The 22993-nt window shown below is 42.6% G+C and carries 22 protein-coding genes; 9 read left to right on the forward strand and 13 right to left on the reverse strand.

Translation table 11 applies throughout. The annotated features are described in order from the left end of the window. Positions 1-194: 194 nt before the first annotated feature. The 9 genes from LCH52_12840 to gcvP form a co-directional block, all read right to left on the reverse strand. Positions 195-923, reverse strand: coding sequence for an ABC transporter ATP-binding protein (locus LCH52_12840; GenBank protein MCA0389369.1), 729 nt, complete (start codon positions 921-923; stop codon positions 195-197). Positions 924-932: 9 nt separating this feature from the next. Next, positions 933-2051, reverse strand: coding sequence for a DNA-processing protein DprA (gene dprA, locus LCH52_12845; GenBank protein ID MCA0389370.1), 1119 nt, complete (start codon positions 2049-2051; stop codon positions 933-935). 7 nt (positions 2052-2058) lie between these two features. Continuing rightward, positions 2059-2334 carry a EutN/CcmL family microcompartment protein gene (locus LCH52_12850; GenBank protein ID MCA0389371.1) on the reverse strand — a complete coding sequence of 92 codons (276 nt, stop codon included), beginning with the start codon at positions 2332-2334 and terminating at the stop codon, positions 2059-2061. A 7-nt stretch (positions 2335-2341) separates the two neighbouring features. Then, entirely contained in the window at positions 2342-2638 is a 297-nt protein-coding gene (locus LCH52_12855; GenBank protein MCA0389372.1) for a DUF3098 domain-containing protein, read from the reverse strand. 167 nt (positions 2639-2805) lie between these two features. Next, on the reverse strand, positions 2806-3054 hold the full coding sequence (locus LCH52_12860; protein MCA0389373.1) for a hypothetical protein: 249 nt from the start codon (positions 3052-3054) through the stop codon (positions 2806-2808). A 301-nt stretch (positions 3055-3355) separates the two neighbouring features. Then, positions 3356-4132 carry a hypothetical protein gene (locus LCH52_12865; protein MCA0389374.1) on the reverse strand — a complete coding sequence of 259 codons (777 nt, stop codon included), beginning with the start codon at positions 4130-4132 and terminating at the stop codon, positions 3356-3358. Beyond that, positions 4116-5429: an outer membrane protein assembly factor gene (locus tag LCH52_12870; protein ID MCA0389375.1), complete on the reverse strand. Its 1314-nt coding sequence runs from the start codon at positions 5427-5429 to the stop codon at positions 4116-4118. Before LCH52_12870 ends, LCH52_12865 begins: the two co-directional genes overlap by 17 nt. Next, entirely contained in the window at positions 5426-5854 is a 429-nt protein-coding gene (locus tag LCH52_12875; protein ID MCA0389376.1) for a CoA-binding protein, read from the reverse strand. Before LCH52_12875 ends, LCH52_12870 begins: the two co-directional genes overlap by 4 nt. A gap of 262 nt (positions 5855-6116) precedes the next feature. Then, complete coding sequence (gene gcvP, locus LCH52_12880) at positions 6117-8993, reverse strand: aminomethyl-transferring glycine dehydrogenase (GenBank protein MCA0389377.1); 2877 nt, start codon at positions 8991-8993, stop codon at positions 6117-6119. 263 nt (positions 8994-9256) lie between these two features. On the opposite strand from gcvP, the gene LCH52_12885 reads away from it, so the two are divergent. The 3 genes from LCH52_12885 to LCH52_12895 are packed head-to-tail and all read left to right on the forward strand — an operon-like array spanning position 9257 to position 11950. Next, on the forward strand, positions 9257-11365 hold the full coding sequence (locus LCH52_12885; protein MCA0389378.1) for a M3 family metallopeptidase: 2109 nt from the start codon (positions 9257-9259) through the stop codon (positions 11363-11365). A gap of 16 nt (positions 11366-11381) precedes the next feature. Next, positions 11382-11642: a DUF4160 domain-containing protein gene (locus LCH52_12890; GenBank protein MCA0389379.1), complete on the forward strand. Its 261-nt coding sequence runs from the start codon at positions 11382-11384 to the stop codon at positions 11640-11642. Positions 11643-11650: 8 nt separating this feature from the next. After that, the gene (locus LCH52_12895) at positions 11651-11950 is read left to right on the forward strand and encodes a DUF2442 domain-containing protein (protein MCA0389380.1); all 300 of its coding nucleotides are present in this window, start codon (positions 11651-11653) and stop codon (positions 11948-11950) included. On the opposite strand, the gene LCH52_12900 is transcribed toward LCH52_12895, so the two are convergent. Continuing rightward, entirely contained in the window at positions 11920-12882 is a 963-nt protein-coding gene (locus tag LCH52_12900; protein MCA0389381.1) for a nitronate monooxygenase, read from the reverse strand. The genes LCH52_12895 and LCH52_12900 overlap by 31 nt on opposite strands. A 103-nt stretch (positions 12883-12985) precedes the next feature. Here LCH52_12900 and LCH52_12905 point away from each other — a divergent pair, with 103 nt between their 5' ends. The 5 genes from LCH52_12905 to LCH52_12925 all read left to right on the forward strand — a co-directional run bounded on the left by LCH52_12905 (position 12986) and on the right by LCH52_12925 (position 18687). After that, positions 12986-14335 carry a glycosyltransferase family 39 protein gene (locus LCH52_12905; GenBank protein ID MCA0389382.1) on the forward strand — a complete coding sequence of 450 codons (1350 nt, stop codon included), beginning with the start codon at positions 12986-12988 and terminating at the stop codon, positions 14333-14335. A gap of 73 nt (positions 14336-14408) precedes the next feature. After that, positions 14409-15386, forward strand: coding sequence for an NTP transferase domain-containing protein (locus LCH52_12910; protein MCA0389383.1), 978 nt, complete (start codon positions 14409-14411; stop codon positions 15384-15386). A 26-nt stretch (positions 15387-15412) separates the two neighbouring features. Next, complete coding sequence (gene metK, locus LCH52_12915) at positions 15413-16558, forward strand: methionine adenosyltransferase (GenBank protein ID MCA0389384.1); 1146 nt, start codon at positions 15413-15415, stop codon at positions 16556-16558. Between the two features lie 45 nt (positions 16559-16603). Continuing rightward, entirely contained in the window at positions 16604-17881 is a 1278-nt protein-coding gene (locus LCH52_12920; GenBank protein MCA0389385.1) for an adenosylhomocysteinase, read from the forward strand. Between the two features lie 191 nt (positions 17882-18072). Further along, positions 18073-18687, forward strand: a complete 615-nt coding sequence (locus LCH52_12925; protein ID MCA0389386.1) for a threonylcarbamoyl-AMP synthase — start codon at positions 18073-18075, stop codon at positions 18685-18687. Between the two features lie 63 nt (positions 18688-18750). Here the strand turns inward: LCH52_12925 and LCH52_12930 are convergent, their stop codons facing one another. The 3 genes from LCH52_12930 to LCH52_12940 all read right to left on the reverse strand — a co-directional run bounded on the left by LCH52_12930 (position 18751) and on the right by LCH52_12940 (position 21864). Then, positions 18751-19923, reverse strand: coding sequence for an ATP-binding protein (locus LCH52_12930; GenBank protein ID MCA0389387.1), 1173 nt, complete (start codon positions 19921-19923; stop codon positions 18751-18753). A 100-nt stretch (positions 19924-20023) separates the two neighbouring features. Beyond that, positions 20024-21001 (reverse strand): cysteine synthase family protein, encoded by a 978-nt coding sequence (locus LCH52_12935; protein MCA0389388.1) that lies wholly within the window; start codon positions 20999-21001, stop codon positions 20024-20026. Positions 21002-21018: 17 nt separating this feature from the next. Continuing rightward, positions 21019-21864, reverse strand: coding sequence for a hypothetical protein (locus LCH52_12940; protein MCA0389389.1), 846 nt, complete (start codon positions 21862-21864; stop codon positions 21019-21021). A gap of 204 nt (positions 21865-22068) precedes the next feature. Here LCH52_12940 and LCH52_12945 point away from each other — a divergent pair, with 204 nt between their 5' ends. Beyond that, positions 22069-22992 (forward strand): glycosyltransferase family 2 protein, encoded by a 924-nt coding sequence (locus LCH52_12945; protein ID MCA0389390.1) that lies wholly within the window; start codon positions 22069-22071, stop codon positions 22990-22992. Position 22993 lies beyond the last annotated feature (1 nt).

Here is a 22993-nt window from a genome sequence, read left to right on the forward strand (position 1 = left end):
TGGTAATATACGGGATAGAAACGAGAAACGCAAAAAGAAAAATAAATCTTTTGTGAGAGAACCTCAGAACTCCGGAAACTCGGTACTCCGGAACCTCGGAACTTCAGCACTCCGGAACCTCAGAACCTCGGAAACTCGGTATCCGGAAACTCGGTATCCGGAAACACTTAAGTACTGAGGTTCTGAAGTTCTGTCTAAAGGGTTCTGGCGATAAAGTCGGTGATTGTTGCATCCTCGGAGGCGAGGAGTTCGGCGGGAGTGCCTGTAAAGTAGATTTTGCCTTCGTGTGCCATTGCGACGCGCTCAGCGACAATTCTTACGCTGATCATGTCGTGGGTGACGACGATGGAGGTTACATTTAATTTTACGCTGAGATCTTTGATGAGATTGTCGATTGATTCACTCATTATGGGGTCGAGTCCGGTTGTCGGTTCATCGTAAAGGATGTATTCAGGATTGGTGATGAGGGCACGGGCGAGTCCCACTCTTTTTCGCATACCACCGGAAAGTTCGGCAGGTTTTTGTGCTTCTATTCCGGGCAAGCCGACGAGTTCGAGTTTTTCCGCAACAAGGTCGTCAACCTGCGCCTTTGTATATTTTCTATTTCCTTCGATGAGGGGGAGTGAGACATTTTCTCCAACAGTCATTGAATCAAAAAGGGCAGCACTCTGGAAAAGGAAGCCAAACTTTTTGCGAAGCTCGTAAAGTTCTTTCTCTTTGATTTTATTAACATCGTATCCTTCCACTGTTACGGTACCGGAGTCGGGTTTCAGCAGTCCGATAATGTGTTTGAGGAGTACTGATTTACCACACCCTGATCTGCCGATTATGGCAAGAGCTTCTCCCTTGTTGATTTTCAGGCTAACTCCTCTTAAGACCTGATTGTCACCGAAATTTTTATAAATATTATCGAGCTCAATCATATTTGTTCTTCATATTCTGACAAAATTTTTGCCGGGTAACTGCCTGATCAATCCCTTGAATTCGAGTTGCAGCAGATTGATCAGGCATTCTGAAACATTCAAGCCTGTGAGCGATGCAATTTCATCGATGTGGAGAGGTTGATATTCAATTGAGCTGTAGAGCTTCTCCTCAAACATTGAAAGCTCTTCCAACAGAGGTTCATTCTTCGGGGTTACTGTGGTGTTGAGGGGTTTTATGTTTAATTCATCGAGGATGTCGTTGGTATCGATGACGAGTTTTGCTTCACCCCTTTGGATCAGGCGGTTTGTACCCCCTGACTTTGCAGAGTTGATATTGCCCGGGATTGCAAAGACGGCTTTTCCCTGGTCGATGGCGAATGCGGCAGTATGCAGAGCTCCTCCTTTTTCGGCTGCTTCGACAACGAGTGTACCAAGTGAAAAACCGCTGATAATACGGTTTCTCGCGGGGAAGTTGATCGCATCAGGTTTTGTATCGGGGGCATATTCGGTTATTACTGCTCCTGAGGAGGCGATTTCTTTGGCAAGCTTTTTGTTTTCTGCGGGATAGATGTTTTTGAATCCGCTTCCGAGAACGGCGATTGTTCTTCCACCAGCCGAGAGGGCGGATTTATGGGAAGTGGTATCGATTCCCCGTGCAAGTCCGCTGATTACAGTAAAACCTTCCTTCACAATTCCTTTTGAAATGTCAGATGCGGTTTTCGTTCCGTAAGGGGTTGGGGTTCTTGTTCCGACAATACCGAGGGATTTTTTATCCTGCTCAAGAATTTCGCCGATTACATATATAAGAATTGGAGAATCGTAAATATTAACAAGCTGCTGCGGATACGACTCTGAGCCGTAAGCTGCTATCCAGCCGAATGAAGTGACATAATCGTAATCTTTTTTGTAAATGGAATCGAAGTCGCCGTTTTTTACTCCTTCCAGAAAACCTTTGTAAGCGGATTCCGAGAGTTTGACTTGTTTGGCTACATCTTTGGCGGGGGTTTCAATTGTTTTAATGCCGGTACCATAGATATCGAGCATCGCCTTCACTGTGACTATCCCGATTTGTTTGCAGTTGAGCAACCTTCGAAGAGCAATGAATTCTTCAATCGGGATTGATTTCATTGTTGTGTCAAACTGTTACGGAGATTTTATCGACAACACCAACGATTATCGTGTGGACGGGGGATTTTTTATTGTTAATAATTTGCTGGACAGCATCGCCTTCCTGAGTGACCATCACGATATCACCGGGACCGGCAGAAACATAATCGATGGCGATGATGTCTTTGTTGTCCATGAAGTTCCCCTCGAGGTCGATTTTACGGACGAGGAGGAGTTTTTGACCCGTCAGTTCCTTATTTTTAACTGAAGAGACTACATTTCCATGAACCTTTGCGAGGAACATCTAAGGGCTACTCTTTAACTTCGTTCCCTGCTTTCCCCTTTTTGCGAAAAAGAATGGCAACGGGAAGAATAAGAACATAAGCTGCCACGAGGATAAGGGGAGCAGAGACGAGAGAAGCAGGATTATCCCAAGGTTTTTGTGAAAGGAGGACAAAACCTATAATAAGAGCCACGATACCTGATGCGAGAAGGAGATAGTTGACGGTATCGAAATAGATGTTAAAGGGGGAAGGGCTTTTCCATAAAGGGACCTGCCTTGAAGAAGATCTGCTTGAAGAAGATTTTCCTTGAATTTTTTTTGCCATGATTGAATCCTAAATTATAAAAAGCCCGGCAAGGGGGATCGCCGGGCAACTTAACTGGTTCACCAGTCAGGGGAAGAACTGGTGAACAAATCCGTTAGATAAATAATTCTAATTGCCCCGGAAATATATGCAAGTTGGGGTAATTATGCAAACTATTTAATTACAGCTTATTTGCTGATCTGATAAACTATTTTACGGATAGTATCGAACTGCAGGTAAGGATATTCCTCACGGATGGTATCGATAGCATCACCGGCAGAAACTTTACCAGCTCTAAGTTGTTTAAATTTCTTTCTGATCTGGTAATCACGAACAGATTTCTCGTCAATCAAGCTGTGTGTTGAAAGGAGTTCGTAAATTTCGTCTGAGATAAGATCAGATAACGGGTTTTCGATTTTTGCAACTACGCTTTTCATCGCTACTCCAATGAATTAGTGAATAAATATTAATAAACGCAAAAAGTAACAATCAACGCCTGGTGTGGCAGTCCTGTCGTTATTAATTAAAGGTGTAGCTAAGAAATTATAAAGGCTCCAAATTTTTCTCTTGCAAAATACGGCTTTTTTTCTTTTTACCAAAATATTTGACGAAAAAAAGAAGTTGTAACACTTAAATGTTAGTTCTGTCACATCACTCGTATTGTCTGTAATGTATTAGACCAAAAAAGAGGGGAAAAAGTTCCCTAAAAATCAGGGAGATTTGAATCAGGGTAAAAAACTATTGGCTGAATTCGATCAGGAACAGGGAATCGAGGTCGATTTCTGATCTGCTTGAGAGGGCTTTTGTTGCGAGTTTATCAACATATTCATTCCATTTGACACCTGAATGCGCTTTTACTTTATTCCACTTCACAGAAACTTTCGTTTTACCGAGAGACTGAAGATAAAACTGTGAGACAGGGGCTTTGGCGTTGTATCTGCCGGTAGCGATTTTCCCGATGAGATCAAGGTCGTAATGAAGTGTTGCCTCGCTGATGTTCATTGCTTCACATTTGACAAGGGCATGAATCACAGCGGTAAATTCACCGATTATCTGCCAGGAGGATGCATGTTCTCCATTTGTTACAAGCCCGGCAGCTTCGAATTTTTTTTCACCGTCCAGCAGAATAACATAAGCCCATGCAGCAGAGGTACCGTTGAAAGAGCCGTCTGTGTAGATATGCCAGCCCGTCAAATCGGGTTCTTCTTCTTCATTCACCTGAGGTTCGGAGATCGATGGATAGAGCTGATTCGCAACCGGGTCTGAGGTTTTGTCGGTTGTAATCTTGAACGCACCTTTTTTTGAACTGAACCAGATGTTTACACCGCCGATTCTTTTCCCACCCGATTCAAGGGTAAGAAAGGCGTGATAAATGTTTTTTGGATTCAGTCCGGGTGACATGGTTACAGGCAGGTCAAGATCCTCGATTTCGAGGGCAAGCATTGCCGCGATCTCATCACATTTTGCGAGGAGGATTTCATCGTAAGGGTGCGACTTGTTAAAAAGAGAGTCCAATGTCTAGTATCAGTTGTGATTTACCATTTTCATCGAAAGCTATTTCAGCTCTTGCGACATTATAAGGAAGCACCGAGATGGTGACACCGAAACCGTACCCTTTTTGCATTCTGTCGAGCAGATATCCGCTTCCGGAGGGTCGCGAAATTCCAAGATCGACAAACGCCTGAAAACCAACACTGACTCTGTAACGGGTCAGACTTTTGGGTATAACGGGTAGTTTGAACTCTATCGGAAAATCCTCAAGAACATTGAACCAGGTTTCGAAGGAGCCTGTAATGAGTCCGTTTCCTTCAAGATGGTCATTATAGTGACCCCTGACCCGGTCATCGACACCTAAAATAGAGATGTCGTAAAATGGGATGTTTTTCCCGAGTGCCTCCCGCATCGCCAGCCTCCACTTCCCGTAGAAAATTCCGGTGAGATGCCTGTAATTTCTTATATCGAAGGAAAGAATGCTGTAATCAACTTCACTGCTTCCAATACCTTTATAAGTAAAATCGGTACCGAACCATAAACCGCTTGTCGGGGCGATGTTCAGATTGCGGGTGTCATAGTGATATCTGAATGAGATGTATCCGTAGCGGTCAATGTTGGATGATGAGGCGTTTATTCCTGGGACATAAAGAGGAGTTTCGATGTAATTGTAACCTGCTGAGACAAAAACCCTGTGGAAAAGAGAGAATCTTTTACCTAGAGAAACGCCCGCTCTGAGCACCTGTTGTTTAAAAGACTGCCCGTAAAGGATTTCTGCGACATCGCTTTTGTTTTTTCTCGTGGTATAGCTGACATCGGTTTGAAGGGATATCTGCTGATCTCTAAGAAAATAGGGAATACTGTAATTGAGCGAATAACCGGGGTCGTAGCCAAGCTTGGCCCTGCCCGAGAGTAATTCGTTCCTTCCTCTGAAGTTGAATATTTTCACATCAAGACCGAAAGAGAGTTTTGTCCAGTCTTTGTCGTTTCTGTCTATAAAAGGGATCGGATAGATATACCAGCTCTCTTTTACGGCGATAGTGAGGAGATTAAGGGAGTCCTGTTTTGTCAGAATCATGTCAACGGAAGTGAAGAGCTGGAGGCTGTAGATTCTTTTCCGGTTGAATTCGAGTATCAGGGAGTCTATTGCATCTCCCGGACCAAACCCGAGTTCAGCGAGAATAATATCGTTATCGGTGATGTCATTCCCGGTAATTGAAATGGAATCCACCTTAAAGATACCGGAAGAGGAGGTGTCCTGACCGGACAGGGGACCGGAAAGGAGGAGAATGAAAAAAAACGGGATGAGAATTCTAATCAATAAATGGCACCGAAGGTTTGGATAACTTTTTGAGTGCTGTTGCAATGACGGTACTCTATCGCAATACAACGGTCCTGTATTGTAATAATGCCTGCTTCGACTGCGGGGGCAACTGCCTCGTCATTTCTGATTCCGAGCTGCAGCCAAAGAGCTTTTGGTTTCACGGCAAGGACATCTTCCATGATTTCAGGGATTCTGTTCGAGTTCATGAAAACATCCACGATGTCGATATCACCCGGGACATCAGTAAGAGAAGGATAAATCTTTATTCCTGCCATTTCTTTCAGGTGTGGATGGACTCCCGAAACATGGTAGCCTTCATTTTTCAGCATGAGCGCAATTCGTCCGCTGTCTCTTCCCGGTTTGTCGGAAATACCGACTATGCAGATGTGTTTTGATGTCTTTAAAAGATTACAGATATCCATTAGCTTCACCATAAATTAAAATCCAAATATAATAATTGTGGAGCATTAAAGAGGTATAAATAGTTGTTACAAGACAATCCATCCTTATAAACCACCGAGCACACAGAGGACGCAGAGGAAGAGATTAATTATGAGACAGCGGGATTGTCGGGAGAGTAAAGGCAAGGAGTTGTGATTTGTTGGTAACTGATTATGAGTTTGTATGATTATAAAAATGAAGGCTGCCCTTTTGAGACAGCCTACCAAAGTGCTTCTTTAATGATTACATGTACTCTTCAATCGGGGTGCATGTGCAGATCAGGTTTCTGTCTCCCAGTGCGGAGTTGATCCTTTTTACTGTGGGCCAGAATTTACCCGATTTCAGAGACGGAATCGGGAAAGCAGCTTTTTCTCTGCTGTATGAATGATTCCAATCGTCTGTCATCAATTCCAACTGGGTATGAGGAGAGTTTTTCAGAACATTGTCGTTCACATCAGCGATGCCATTCTCGATTTCCGCGATTTCTTCACGGATGGCGATCATGGCGTTGATGAATCTGTCCAGTTCATACAATGACTCGCTCTCGGTGGGCTCAACCATAAGAGTACCGGCAACAGGGAAAGAGACAGTGGGTGCATGGAAACTGTAATCCATCAGTCTTTTAGCCATGTCCTCCACTTCGATATGAGCTGAGTGTTTGAACTCCCTCATGTCAAGAATCATCTCATGGGCAATTCTTCCGTTTTTACCCGAATAGAGGGTCTTGTAGTAACCCTCAAGTTTGGATTTTATATAATTGGCGTTGAGGATCGCAATTTTAGTCGCATTGGTGATACCTTCAGAACCGAGCATTTTGATGTATCCCAGAGAAATTACAAGTATGAGTGCACTTCCAAATGGTGCGGCGGAAATTGCCGTTACGCCACTCTCTCCGCCGGTTTTTACGACAGAATGGGAGGGGAGAAACGGTTTCAGTTGCTCTGCACAGCAGATAGGACCGACACCAGGACCACCACCACCGTGAGGGATGGCAAATGTTTTATGCAGATTAAGATGGCAGACATCTGCACCAATGGTTGCAGGAGAAGTCAAGCCCACCTGAGCGTTCATGTTTGCACCGTCCATGTAAACCTGACCGCCATATTTATGAATCACTTCGCAAATCTCGATAATGGACTCCTCAAATACGCCATGAGTGGAGGGATATGTAACCATGAGTGCAGCCAGCACATCTTTGTGTTGTTCTGCTTTGGCTTTAAGATCATCAAGTTCAATATTTCCTTGATCATCGCAATTTACGACAACTACATTCATACCTGCCATTACAGCACTTGCGGGGTTAGTGCCGTGAGCTGAGGAGGGGATCAGCACTACATTTCTTTGTGCATCGCCTCTGCTAAGATGATATTCCCGTATGACCATAAGTCCGGCGTATTCACCTTGTGCGCCTGAATTTGGCTGAAGTGAGACTCCGGGGAAACCTGTAATGTCAGCAAGGTGAGCAGAAAGATCGTCAATGATTTGACGGTAGCCTTCCACCTGATAAGCCGGAGCAAACGGGTGTATCGATGCGAATTCCGGTAAAGTTATTCCGATCATTTCAGTTGTGGCATTCAGTTTCATTGTGCATGAACCGAGTGGAATCATTGAATGAGCGAGGGAAAGGTCTTTGTTTTCCAGTTTTTTCACATAGCGAAGAAACTCTGTTTCCGAATGATATTTTTTGAATACTGGGTGAGTGAGATACTCTGAAGTTCTCGCGAACGGGGCAGTGTAATCTTCCGGAACAAGATCCTTTAATTCAGAAAGATTGAGCTTGAAATCGTTCATTTCGAAGGCTGTTGTGAAAGCGGAGATGATCTCGATCAGATCCATAATTTTGGTTGTCTGATGCAGTGAGATTCCAACATTTCCATTTTCGAACCAGCGGAAATTCAGATTGAGGCTTTCAGCTTCAGTTCTTAGTTTTGCTGCCTGAGCCGGAGTCATTTCGATGAGAAGTGTATCGAAATAGTTTGAATTGGTCTGTTTGAATCCGAGGTCTCTTAAAGCAAGATCGAGCAAGCCAGTAAAACTGTGTATTCTTGATGCAATCTGGCGAATTCCCTCGGCTCCATGATAAACAGCGTACATCGAAGCGATGATGGCAAGAAGAACCTGAGCTGTGCAAATGTTGCTCGTTGCTTTTTCTCTTCTTATGTGCTGTTCTCTGGTTTGCAGAGCCATTCTAAAAGCGAGATTTCCGGCCGAGTCAGTGGATGCACCGATAATTCTGCCGGGGATTACTCTTTTATACTTGTCAGAACAGGCAAAGAAAGCTGCGTGTGGACCGCCAAAACCCATTGGAATCCCAAATCTTTGGGACGAACCAACTGCCACATCCGCTCCAAATTCGCCGGGAGGCGTGAGGAGAGCCAGGGACATCAGATCGGTGGCCACGACAGTAGCGATGTTAAGAGCTTTTGCTTTACTGATAAAACCGGAGTAATCCTTCACTTCACCTCTTCCGGAAGGGTACTGGAGAATCAAACCAAAATATGAATTATCGAGTGATGCAGAGGAAAAATCACCGAAGACGAGTTCAATGTTTTTTGGAATTGCACGGGTTTTTAAAACCTCAATGGTTTGTGGAAAGATATCTTGATCCACAAAAAATTTAGTTGCGGATTTGTTTGTTTTATTCGCAAAAAGCATCAACATTGCCTCGGATGCTGCAGTTCCCTCATCCAAAAGTGAGGCGTTGGCAATCGGCAGAGCTGTGAGATCGGAAACCATGGTCTGAAAATTCATTAAGGCTTCGAGTCTTCCTTGTGCGATTTCAGCCTGATAGGGGGTGTACTGGGTGTACCAGCCCGGATTTTCGAGGATATTTCTTAAAATAACCGCCGGGGTTACAGTCGGATAGTATCCCATTCCAATGTATGATTTTGCGATTATGTTCTTTTTGCCTGCATTTCTCAGGTATTCGAGGTATCCGTTTTCTGTCAGGGCATCAAAGTGGGGAAGTGGTTCTTTTAGTCTGATGTGTTCGGGGACGGTTTCATCAATCAACTGGTCAACTGATTCAACTCCTGTTTCATCCAGCATCAATTTTATTTCATGTGCATTAGGTCCGATATGTCGTTTTTCAAATTTATCGAAAATATCAAATGTCTTCATTGTGGCTGTGCCTGTGTTATATAGAATTTAAAAAATATCAACATCAAAATTAATGAAATCAGGTGGAATTGAGAGTTATTAATTTTGGGTTGTGATTTATGATTAATTGAAATCATTCGTGAGCACCAGACTGTTTTGTGGATGACTGCATCCTTTCGGATTGTGAACCCGAATCGGATAATTCAAGTGCGGAAAAATTGATATATTTGAGGTTGAGGTTTGCAGATTGCAGACAGTTTCCAAAACAATTCGACAGTAAAAAAATGAGAACAGCAATTTTAAGTCTGGCAATACTGATTATGATGTTTCAAACAAATAATGGACAGAAAAACAATTTGAATAACAACGACAATCCTTTCTTTAAAGAGTGGAAAACCCCGTTTGGCACTCCACCGTTTACAGAGATAAAACTTGAACATTACCTTCCGGCATATGAGGAAGGGATAAAACAACAGACGATAGAGATTGAAAAGATTATTGCCGGCAGGGAAACACCCGATTTTAAAAACACAATCGAAGCTATGGAACTTTCGGGTTCACTTCTTTCCAAAGTTGACCGTGTATTTCAAAATCTTGTTTCAGTGATAACGAATGCCGAAATGCAGGTGTTGTCGGAGAAGTTTGCAATTATGCTGGCAAAGCACAGGGATGATATTTATTTGAATGATAAACTTTTCAAGCGAATAAAGACAGTATATGAAAATCGCGATAAAGAAAAGCTGAATGAAGAACAATCACTCCTCCTTAAAAATTATTACCTTGATTTTGTAAGAGGTGGTGCCAACCTGAATGAAGCACAGAAGACAAAACTCAGAGCGATAAATGAGGAACTTTCCAAGCTCAATGTGCTTTATGGTGACAATGTCAGGAAAGAGAACGGCAAATTTAATCTTGTAGTCGATAAAGAAGCTGATCTGGCGGGTTTATCGCAGGATATGATTTCGGCCGCATCTGAAAAAGCCACCGCAAAGGGACTTAAAGGGAAATGGGTTTTTACTATCGACAAACCAACACTTCTGCCGTTTCTTCAGTTTGCTCAAAACAGGAGCTTGCGCGAAAAGATGTATAAGGCATATGTGAACAGAGGAAACAATAAAGACGAACTCGACAACAAGAAAGTACTCTCCAGAATTGTTTCGCTAAGGGTTCAAAAAGCAAACCTGCTTGGTTATAAAAATTGGGCTGATTTCGTTCTCGAGAAGAAAATGGCTAAAACTCCTGAAAATGCGTACAAATTCCTGTATGATGTCTGGAAACCGACACTGAAACGGGCTCAATCCGAAGTTGACGAAATGCAGAAAATCATCGACAAGGAAGGTGGTAAATTCAAACTTGAGCCATGGGACTGGTGGTTTTATGCCGAAAAAGTAAAGAAAGCCAAGTACGATCTCGACGAGGAAATGCTGAGGCCCTACTTCAAACTGGAAAATGTCCTGAACGGTGTATTTGCAGTTTCCACCAAGCTTTTTGGGATTCAGTTTGTACCGAGACCTGATATTGAAGTGTATCATCCTGATGTTAAAGCATTCGAGGTCAGGGAATCATCGGGAAAGCATATCGGAATTTTGTATACCGATTACTATCCAAGGGACAGCAAGACAAACGGTGCATGGTGCGAGAATTTCAGACTTCAAAGCAACATTAACGGGAATTTCATTGCTCCTGTGATCTATAATGTAGGGAATTTCTCAAAGCCAACTGCGGACAAACCTGCTTTAATCAGTCTGGATGAGGTCAGGACGCTGTTCCATGAATTTGGTCATGCCCTGCATTTCCTTCTTGCGAATGTAACTTATCCGGGGTCCTCATCTGTTCCTGCTGATTTTGTTGAATTGCCTTCACAGATTATGGAGAAATGGGCACTTCAACCGGAGGTGCTGCGGATGTACGCAAAGCATTTTGCAACCGGAGAACTGATGCCTGATTCGCTAATCAAAAAGATTGACAATGCAGGGAAGTTCAATCAGGGATTTGAGACCGGTGAGTATATCGCTGCATCAATACTTGACCTCGACTGGCACACATTGACAGATCCCGCTGAAAAGGATGTAGCAGCTTTTGAGAAACAGTCACTGGAAAAAATGGGCATTTTACCCGAGTTTCTGCCAAGGTACATGAGCACTAACTTCCTGCATATTGCAGTTTGGGGATATGAGGCAGGATACTACAGTTATCTTTGGGCTGCCGTTTTGGATGCAGATGCATTCGAAGCGTTTGAAGAAAAGGGAATTTTTGATCAGAAAACTGCATCAGAATACAGAAAGTACATACTCGAACCCCTTGGAAGTGTGGATCTGATGGGAAATTACAAAAAATTCCGCGGCAGAGAACCAAAAGTGGACGCCCTGCTTAAGTCAAGAGGGCTGGAGTAGGAGAGGAGTACCTAATATGCCTGAAATTTCTCGATTTTATGGGATCATTATCACAATGTACTATAATGATCATAATCCCCCTCATTTTCATGCCAGATATGGAGATGATGTTGTAATCGTTTCAATCGAAGACATGGAAATTATTGAAGGAAATTTTCCGAGTAGAGCGTCTAATATGGTGTTGGAGTGGGCAAAGCAGAATAAAATTAAACTCCAAGAAAACTGGGATAACATTAGAAATGAAAAACCTGTTTTTAGAATTGAACCCTTAGTTTAGGAGGAATCATGTATTACGATGTAAAAATTGCCAAATATCTTGAAGAGTACAAAATTCACCTTGAATTTGAGGACGGAATTTCAGGGGTTGTTGACCTAAGTATTTTTACAGGGAAAGGCGAAATGTCCAAAAATCTTAAAAATATTGAATACTTTAAAACATTTTCAGTTAATCATGATCTGGGAACCATTTGTTGGGACAACGGTTATGACATTGCCCCTGAAACTCTTTATTTTCTGCTGACAGGAAGGCATAATTACAGATCAGGGCTTCCCGACTACATTTCCGGTATGGTGACGAAACAATGATTGAAGGAGGATTTGGAAAGAGAAATCTCTTGTAAGAGCATCCGAAAAATTTCACTAACGGGCAGAATCTCCTTAACCAAACCGGAGCTCTGCCCGGCTTCGAACTGCCCTTCCTCGTAGTTGCCCTCAAAGATTCCCATCATTTCCCGTTTCCTGCCGAGAGCCTCGATTATTTCCTCTTTTGAGGCTCCCCTTTTCTCAAGTTCAAGAGCCTGAAGTGAAAACGGATTTTTTATCATTCTTGCGAGACCTGCGTTTCTGAGTCCGAGGATGGTTCCATTATCTGCTGCTTCAACAACCATTTGTTTATACAGGGGATGGGCTGAGGATTCGACTGATGCTGCAAAGAGTGTCCCGATTTGGACACCCGAAGCTCCGAGAGCGAGGCAGGCAGCCACTTGACGACCGTCCGCAATTCCACCTGCTGCTATGACAGGTATTTTTAACGCATCAACCATTTGAGGGATCAGGCAGAGAGATGTGATTTCATCCGGACCGTTATGCCCGCCGGCTTCCACCCCCTCACCAACGACTGCATCACAACCAACTTCCTGGGATTTGAGTCCCTGTTTTATATTGGAAACGACATGAATCACTCTGGCGCCTTTTGATTTCAATTTTTCGATATGCCGCCCGGGGTGTCCCGCAGAGGTGAATACGATCTCCACATTTTCTTCAAGCACCACATCTACAAGAGAGGAGATATCCTCCCTGAGTTGCGGGAGATTAACACCGAAAGGCTTTGAAGTCGCGGCTCTGCATTTCCTGATATGCTCCCGGAGGAGGTCAGGTTTCATTGAACCTGCACCGATTAGTCCAAGTCCTCCGTTTTCAGAAACTGCGGAAGCGAGCTTCCAGCCGGAGACCCATACCATACCGCCGGAGATTATGGGGAGGGATATATTGAAAAGTTTTGTGATACTTGTTTGAATTGTCATTTTATTTCAGGGAATTTTACGAAATTTATCAGGTAAAATAATATTAATTCTCAAATCCGAGGATATCATCGTACTGAGTACTATTCATTCTTCCCTGATGCGTTTCAAATTCCTTCAAAATAAAGATAATTACATCTGGTTGATACTTGTATTGGCTCTCTCCCTTAGGTTGGGGGCGTTTTTCTCGTTTCAGCCTTGGGACCCTGTTACGCAGAATGAAGTTGTCCTAAGGTTTGATGCCGCCCAGTATCACTCATTAGCAGTAAGTCTGACGGAAGGAGATTATCGAGGAAATGCTTTTTGGGCTCCCGGTTTTCCATTCTTTGCCTCACTTGTCTACCAAATTTTTGGGCCAAAACCCTGGGCTGTTTTACTGTTAAATTGTTTTATTGGTTTAATATCAGTCTTTCTACTTGAGAGAATGGGGACAAAGTTCTTAGGAAGGAGGGTCGGCCTTCTCGCGGCTCTATTGATGGCGATAGAACCCCATCAAATTATGTATTCCCAGATGTTTTATACGGAGAATTTGTTTATTCCTATTTTATTGGCTTCTGCATTTAGCTTATTGCTGTATGTTGAAAAAGTAAAAATCAGCGATTTGATTTTGTCGGCGTTTTTTTTAGCGTTATGCGTTTATATCAGACCTGCTGCAAATTATATTGTTGTAGTTTGGGCGGGTTTCTTACTATTTCATTTTGGCAAAAAGTGGAAGGAGGGAGTTCGCGCTGCGGCTGTATTACTCGGAGTTCTCCTCCTTGTTCTCTCACCATGGTTGATAAGAAATTATATGCTCTACGGTTACTTTGGTCATACAACGAACGGAGGATTCAATGTCGCATATATATTCGCCAGTTCGATCTATGAAAATCAGTACGGAATGACGAAGGATTCAAGTCTCGCGATTCTTCAGGACAGAGTTCAAAAATCAGGAAAAGACCTAAGCAATCCATTTATTTTAGATCAGGTCGAAACAGAAGTAGGTTGGCAAGTTATAAAATCGCATCCGAAGGAGTACCTTATTAATCACTTTTTTGGGAGTACAAATATTTATTTCTCACTCTCAACCAATCTTCTTGCAGAAATATTGCATATCAAGGATCAGCTTCTCGTTCAGCCGAAAGGAAGCCCCGCTTACAATCATATAGATGAATTTCTTGAGAGAAAGGCAACTCCTTTGGTGGTTGCGGGTGCCTTTATTTTGTTATCTATGGCTATGACATATTTGTTTGTTCTTCGCGGAATCCTGGTAATGTACAAAGATGGACAGAAGGAGATTCTTTTCTTTTTACTCCTGACAATTCTTTATTTTACTTTAATCATAGGACCTTTAGGTGGAAGTGTCAGGTTCAAGGTACCAATTACTCCATTCTACCTGATTATTGCTGCAGTCGGAATGATTAAGTCTTTCCCCCGGATTTCACTTTGGTCCAAAAGGATGAAAGCCTAAATATAGCGATCGGAAATTTGGTTACAAAGCAAAAAAATAAATATCTTTGTTGTTCATTTAAAAAAAATTCCTGATGCGAGCAATAATCCCGGTAGCCGGCATAGGCAGCCGCTTAAAACCACATACAAATACGATTCCGAAAGTGCTTCTTACAGTAGGTGACAAGCCGATTCTTGGCCATATTCTGCAGAAACTGCTTGATTCAGGAATTCATGAAGCCACCTTTGTTACGGGTCATCTCGGCGGAATGATTAAACATTATGTCGAGAAGAACTTTCCAATGATTGGTTCGATCTTTGTCGAGCAAAAAAAACAGGAAGGTCTTGGTCACGCAATTTATCAGGCTGCACACACTTTTGGCAACGATGAAATCTTTATTATTCTTGGTGATACAATATTTGATGTCGATCTGGATAAGGTTTTCTCGTTGGGAGCGAGTGCATTGGGGCTTAAATATGTGGACGACCCCCGCAGGTTTGGTGTGGCAATAATTGAGGACGGAGAAATAAAACAGCTTGTTGAAAAGCCGGAAGTTCCCCCGTCAAACATGGCTATTGTGGGTTTGTATTATATCAGGAATTCAGAAAAACTTGCAGAATGTCTCAAGCACAATATCGATAACGATATCCGCACCCGCGGTGAATTCCAGTTGACAGACGCACTTCAGATGATGCTCGATCAGGGAGAGAAAATGGTGCCGTTCACCGTGGATGGCTGGTATGATTGCGGTAAACCTGAAACTTTATTGGAAACAAACAGGTTTTTATTATCGAAGCACCATGATTCAAACGGAAGTGGCAAGGTTGTCATCAATCCCCCGTGCTACATACATCCGAGTGCAGTGATTATGAATTCCGTGGTCGGACCCTTTGTTACCATTTCGGAGGGGGTAAAGATTTCCGAGTCGGTAGTAAAAAATTCCATTATTGGACCCCATGCCGAAGTGGAGAGATGTATCTTCGAAGATTCGCTCATAGGTGCGAATTCATTCCTGCGGGGAAAATACACCCGGGTAAATACCGGTGATTCATCAGAAATTGATTTTAATTAAACAGTCTAAACGAGGAAAAAACCAAGATGTCATTTTATTTCACATCTGAATCGGTGTCTGAAGGACACCCCGATAAATTGTGCGATGCTATTTCCGATGCGGTTCTTGATGCCATATACGAGCAGGACCCCAACTCAAGAGTAGCTTGCGAAACCTATGCCACTACGGGACTTGTTGTAGTAGGTGGCGAAATAACCACAAACGCTTACATCGATCTTAATAAAGTGGTGAGAACCACCATTGAAGAGATCGGCTACACTAAATCGGAGTATAAATTTGCTGCTGAAAGTGTCGGTATTGTCAATGTAATGCACGAACAGTCAAGAGATATTGCAATGGGAGTTGATACAGGTGGTGCGGGTGATCAGGGAATTATGTTTGGATTTGCATGCGATCAGACAGAAGAATTGATGCCTTTGCCGATAGTTCTTTCACACAAACTGGTGGCAAAACTTGCTGAGATCAGAAAAGCCAACAATGGTTTGATGAAATGGTTGAGACCCGACTCAAAATCACAGGTTACTGTTGAATATTCTGATGACAAAACACCACTTCGGGTTGACGCCGTGGTAATCTCCACTCAGCACGATGCAGATGTCGATCAGGAAACGATCAAAAATGAAGTTATTGAAAATGTTATAAAGACCGTGATACCCGCAAATCTTCTTGATGAAAACACCAAATTCCACATCAACCCGACAGGAAGATTTGAAATTGGCGGACCACACGGAGACACAGGACTTACAGGCAGAAAAATCATCGTTGATACCTACGGTGGATGGGCACCTCATGGTGGTGGCGCATTTTCGGGTAAAGACCCTTCCAAAGTTGACAGAAGCGCCACATACGCAGCCCGTCACATAGCAAAGAATGTAGTTGCTGCAGGACTTGCGAAAGAATGCCTTATTCAGGTTGCCTATGCCATTGGTGTTGCACAGCCTGTATCAATTTTTGTTAACACCTACGGTACCGGAAAGATTGACGACAAAGCGATTGCAAAAATGATCGAAAAAGAAGTTGATCTTACACCAAAAGGAATTATTGAAAGACTTCAACTCAGGAGACCCGTTTACAGAGCAACCGCAGCATACGGTCACTTTGGCAGAAGTGGAGACGGATTTACCTGGGAGAAACTCGACCTGGTAGATACTTTCAAGAAATACGCTAATTAATTTGTTTTATACACTCGATTATATGAAAATCAGGAGTCTTATTTAATGGATCACAAACAAGGTCACTACAAAGTTAGAGACATTTCCCTCGCTGACGCGGGAAGAATGAAAATTGAGTGGGCAGAGTCAAGAATGCCCGTAATGATGAAAATCAGAAAAGAAGTTGAAATCACAAAACCGTTGGCTGGTTATAAAATCGCCGGCTGTCTTCATGTTACAAAAGAGACTGCAGTGCTTATCGAAACCCTTTCTGCAGCAGGTGCAAAAGTTTCATGGAGCGGTTGCAATCCACTTTCAACACAAGACGACATTGCTGCAGCACTTGCCGCCAATGGAACTGAGATATATGCATGGCATGGAATGAATGTTGAAGAATTCTACTGGTGCATCGAACGCACACTCGACATGAAACCAAATCTTACGCTCGATGATGGTGCAGATCTTATTTTCACCGTTCACAACAAATTCCCTGAACTCATCCCGACCATCATCGGTGGTACCGAAGAGACAACAACCGGCGTTCACAGACTGAGAGCCATGGCGGATGCAGGTGCATTGAAATATCCAGTAATTGCCGTGAACGATGCTGAAACCAAATGGGATTTTGATAATGTGTTCGGAACTGGTCAGTCATCAATTGACGGTATCCTCAGAGCTACATCAATCCTGCTTGCTGGTAAAAACTTCGTGGTAGCCGGTTACGGTCACTGCGGAAGTGGTGTTGCTAAGAGAGCCCAGGGAATGGGTGCAAATGTTATAGCCACTGAAGTAAAGCCAACCGCTGCTCTAAAAGCCACACTGGAAGGTATGCGCGTTATGACAATGGATCAGGCTGCTGCAATCGGCGATGTATTCATTACCGCTACCGGCATCAAAGATATCATTGTAAAGAGACACTTCGAAGTAATGAAAGATGGTGCAATTATCTGCAACACCGGTCATTATGACTGCGAAATCAATATCAACGATCTCGAAGCAATCGCTGTAAAGAAGAGGACTGTGCGTCCAAACAACGAAGAGTACACTCTTGCTGACGGAAGAAAAATATATCTTCTCGCACAGGGCAGACTTGTAAATCTCGCTGCTGCTGAAGGACATCCTTCTGAAGTGATGGACATGTCATTCGCCAACCAATTCATGTCACAGGTTCGCCTTGCAAACGAACACAAAAATGGCAATAAACTTGATAATAAAGTTTATGACATTCCTGAAGCTCAGGATCAGGAAATCGCCGGAATTAAACTTTCAACTCTTGGTTATTCAATCGACAAATTGACACCGGAGCAAATTGAATATATGGATGATTATTCCGCAGGAACCTGATTTAGCTATGATCTATTAGCTATGAACTATGAGCTGGTAGTGATTTAGTTTTAGTGTTTAAGGCTGCTCGAAAGGGTGGCCTTTTTTATTTTAAAGCGGATTTTACTTGCTGAAAATTATTGAATTTCTGCATTATTGAATAATTGCATTAATTTGTTCTTCATTTTTTTTGATTTTTGGAACAGAAACCAATGGAATTGTACGAACTTCATCCGATAACACCACAGAAGAGATTTATCACTAAAGCTGCTGAGTCTCTTCGTGCAGGGGAAATAGTGATATTCCCGACTGACACATACTACGGAATGGGGTGCAGTATTTATGCCAAAGGTGCCCTTGAACGCCTTTTCTCGATCAAGAATGAGACCAGGGACAAGCTTTTCAGTTTTATTGTTCCTGATCTCAAAGATATTTCCACATATGCCAGAGTCTCCGACTTTGCTTACAAAAAGATGAGAAAATTGCTTCCGGGTCCATACACATTCATCCTTCCTGCGGCAAGGGAAGTGCCAAAAAGATTGTGGTCGAAAAGAAAAACAGTGGGTATCAGGGTTCCCGATCATGCAATAGCGATTGAGCTCGCCAGGGAACTCGGACATCCGATCGTCAGTACCTCCACAACCAACAGAAGAGGTGACATTCTTACACGACCTGAGGAGATTGAATCAGTTTTGGGGTTTGCAGTCGATGTTATGCTTTCAGCAGGTTATGTCCCAAACCAGCCCTCAAGTGTTATTGACCTAAGTGGTGATGAACCCGTAATTATCAGAGAAGGAGCCGGGGATATCAGTTCGTTTGAAGATTGAGGGGATGCAATAATCCAATAATCCAATAATCCAATAATGCAGTAATGCAATAATCTTTTGTTCTTAGACGAGTGCGGTGAGGAATTTCGAAGCCGACATAACCCGAATGTTATCTTTAATCAGGTCAATATCGTTTTTCATTACAATCTGATAGTTGAAGGGAATTTTTAAGCGATCCCGGAAAAAGGCGATATTTTTTGACGGACTCGTGTCACTTAACTTCACTTCCACACTGAACCACGGTTGATTTTTATAAGTAACCAAAAAGTCAACTTCTTTTTTGTCCACATTTCTCAAATAAAACAAATCAAGTTTATAGCCCTGATTCTCTACCATAAAATTAATGAATTTAAGCAGATGCGAAGCTATCATGTTTTCGAAACGCTGCCCGGGTTCCTCGACTTGTGACCAGTCATACATATACACCTTCGCCTCCTTTTTTAACGATCTGACTTTGGATGAATGATAAGGATAGATTCTGAAGGTATAGTAGAACTCTTCAAGAATATTAATCCAACTCGATACGGCGCGGTGGCTGATTTCAAGATCTTCTGAAATGGCATTTATCGAAAGTGGTCCTCCTGCTTTTGATGGCAGCATATCACCAAGCAATTTCATGTTTGAAATATCTCTGATATCCTGTGTATCGCGGATATCTTCCCGAAAAAGTCTCTCCAGTCTTTCATTTTGCCATCTTCTCAGCACTCTTTCATCCTGTTTTACAAATGGTTCGGGAAATCCTCCAAACTTGTAAAGTGCTTCAAGATTTTCATTAGAGCCATTGTGATCGAGCACCAGTTCCGTACCTGGGTGGATGCTATTGGCTCTTCCTTCAATCTCTGCCAGCGAGAAGGGATGAAGAGTGTAATAGTGATATCTTCCCTGAAGTGAATCTCCCCCTTTACGGTAGATATTTAACCGGGCACTTCCGGTAACCAAAATGCTGTATTTTTCTTTCCAGGAATCAAATATTCCCTTTATGAAACTTTTCCAAATTCTGTATTTATGTATTTCATCTAGAATAAGGAGGGAATCATCGCCGGGAAGGATGTAGTCTTTAAGGGCTTTTCGGTGGTCGGAATTGTCCCAATTGTAGTAATGCCATTTGGGGAAGTTTTGAGTGATAAACCTTTTAGCCAGGGTGGTTTTACCAACTTGTCGTGCGCCTCCAATGAAAACCATCTTTTCTTTGAGGTCTTCTGTGATAGAGTCAGTCAGATAACGATTCAGTTCCATTTTTCATGCTCTAAAATTGATTCCTCGAAAAATACGAACATTTTTGCTTTAAAGCAAAAAAACACGCGAACATTTTTGCATTAAAGCAAAAAATCACGAATTATATCAGGTTATTCGCAGTTAGCCAGTCATCGTTATAGACGGTGGAGAGATACTTATAGCCTGAGTCGCAGATGACGGTACAGATGACTGAGGGCTCCTTCAGTTGTTTTGCAAGTGACAAGACACCGAAAATGTTCGCACCCGATGACCCACCGGATAAAATTCCTTCCTCAGCCACAAGCAGAAAAGTATGCTCAATGGCCTGTTTATCAGTCACCTGAATCATGTCATCGAGTACCTGGAGTTGGGCTGTTTGAATAAGAAATTCGTCACCAAGTCCTTCGATTAGGTATCGGGAGGGAGTTCCAATCTTTTTGGTTTTAAAGTACTCGTAAAAAATTGAACCCACCGGATCAACCCCCACAACCTTGATGTCGGGATTTTTCTCTTTGAGATATCTTCCTGCACCAGTGCATGTTCCGCCTGTTCCCACACCCGCCACGAAATAGTCGATTCTTCCGTTCATCTGTTGCCAGATTTCAGGACCGGTTGACATGTAGTGAGCCTCGTTGTTGTCGAGGTTGTTGTGCTGATCGATATAGAAAACATTGGGGTCTTCAGCGGCGAGTTTGGCAGCGAAATTGTTGTACGACTCGGGATGTTCCGGCGGAAGGGATGCATCAACCTTGATAACATCCACACCCATTATTTCGAGCATCTTAATTTTTTCTTTGGAAGTAGTGTTCCTTATAACGATTTTTAATTTGTAGCCTTTCTGTTTACAGACAATTGCCAGCCCCATAGCAGTATTACCCGAGGAATTCTCGATAATGGTATCACCCGGTTTTATTTTCCCTTCCTTTTCCGCTTTTTCGATCATGTACATGGCGATGCGGTCTTTAATACTCCCGCCGGGATTCATAAATTCCAGTTTAGCCCACACTTCATGATTTGTAAGTTTTGAAATATTTTCCAATTTTACGCAGGGGGTTCTCCCTATGGCTTTGAGGAGGTTGAGATTTGAATTAAATGTCATGATTAAATCCGTTAAGACTATTGATTACAATCGGTTGCGAGATCAAAAGCGGCGATGTACCACTTCCCGTTTTCGTATGCGAAGTCGATTTCAAAACCTTGTGTGTTTATTGTTCTGAGGACAATTTTACTCTCTGCCAGCCTCAATTTTTGTACTGAAGCATCATCCCAGTCATCGTATTCAAGAAGTGAATATTCCCAGCGGGAGATTCTGCTGTATGACCTGACACCCTGAATGAAGCATCCCTCTTTCGACCAGTCTCCTGTTTCACAATTGTAGGCAGGAATTTCTCCAAATGTCATATCATCGGGTTGCAGTTTAATCTGGTCATCAAAGTAGATGAAAATTCCGGTTGCAAAGATGTCCTCCAGATTTGTCGGGATGGAATCAAGATGAACAGGCAAAAATGAGGAACCAGGATTAATCATCACATAGAAACCATATGCAGGATTGATGTATCTGTTCAGACCTTGATAATCTTTGGTGTTTATCATCAGAGCAATGTTGGCATAGATGCGTGAAAATTCATCCTTGTCAATTTCAGGCATTTTTGTCATCAGAGCAGGTGGAACGGGAAGAACCCAGACATCCTTGTACTTCTCTTTTTGTCTGAGATCGTCCCAGAGATTTACTGCAGAATTAACATCATCAAAAAATCCCGTACATATCCTGTAAACGATTCCCGATTTTAACTTGAAATCAAGTATTTCGGGATTCAGTCCGTCACGCATGGCTTCTTCATATTTCTCTGTCAGGGCATTTCTGTTAGCATCCGAAGAAAGTACGACTACAAATCCCTGAGAGAAAACTCCAACAGGAAGGAGCAGAAAAAGGAAGAAGAGTAACAGATTCGATTTTTTCAAACTTGGGAAATTCTTTTTTTTGAGTGTGCAATTTACAAAACAGGAGGGATTATATTCTTTAGTCTGACCTGACTATCTGCGACGGTTGCAAAATTTCCGGCAATCCTGTAAGATGCACCGGTTCAAGATATTTCTGTCCGTCTTAAAGACTTCAAGGAATTCAGTATATTTAAAGTTTACAAATAATTATTTTTGAAGAGAAAGATGGCACAACCCCTTACCGTAGTTATCATGCTGAATTATAATGGGGCAAAAGACACGGTGGAATGTATTGAATCTCTGCAACGAATAGACTATGAGAACTACAGAATTCTCATTGTTGACAATTGCTCAACTGATGATTCCGTGGAGCTTTTCAGGAAGAAATTTCCGGCACTTGATCTTTACATTACAGAGAAGAATCTCGGATATACGGGGGGAATAAACCGCGGATTCAGGGAAGCTTCCAAATTTGGACCTAAATATATGCTGGTTCTTAACAATGATACCATTGTTGAGCCAAACTTTCTCTCAGAACTTGTAAATGCGATGGAATCAGATCCGCAGGCAGCCGCGGCGGGTGGACTCATACTTGCCGAACACGACAGAAAAACCATCTGGTTTGGTAATGGTAAAATGATAAAGTGGCGGGGACTGGCGGTTCACCTGGACAAAGGGTTACCTGTAGAGAGGAAATCACACAATCAAGTAACCGAGACTGATTTTCTAACCGGATGCATGATCCTGTTCAGAACCGATCATCTTGCAAAAGCCGGGTTGGAAGATGAAGATTTTTTCATGTACCTTGACGACATAGAATTTTCAGCAAGGTTACGAAAGTGCGGTTTCAAACTATTATATCAACCCTCTGCGGTAATCTATCACAAAGTTTTGGGTGAAAGAGAGAGCCCTCTAAAACTATATTACTCTGTCAGGAATCGTTTTTTACTGAATAACAAGATGAATTCGGGGATCATCCGTCTAATATCGGCGATCTATTTTTTTACTGTGATTTCGTTGAAAATTGTTGTGTGGTCGTTCACAAACAAACCTTTTGCAAAAGTTGCACGGGCGGCTCTGAATGATTATTTCAGCCATAATCTTGGCTCGGGAAGGGGACCCAACCTGACTGGAATTCTTGAAGGCTGAC

The organism is Bacteroidota bacterium (assembly GCA_020161395.1).
Taxonomy (GTDB): Bacteria; Bacteroidota; Ignavibacteria; order Ignavibacteriales; family Ignavibacteriaceae; genus UTCHB3.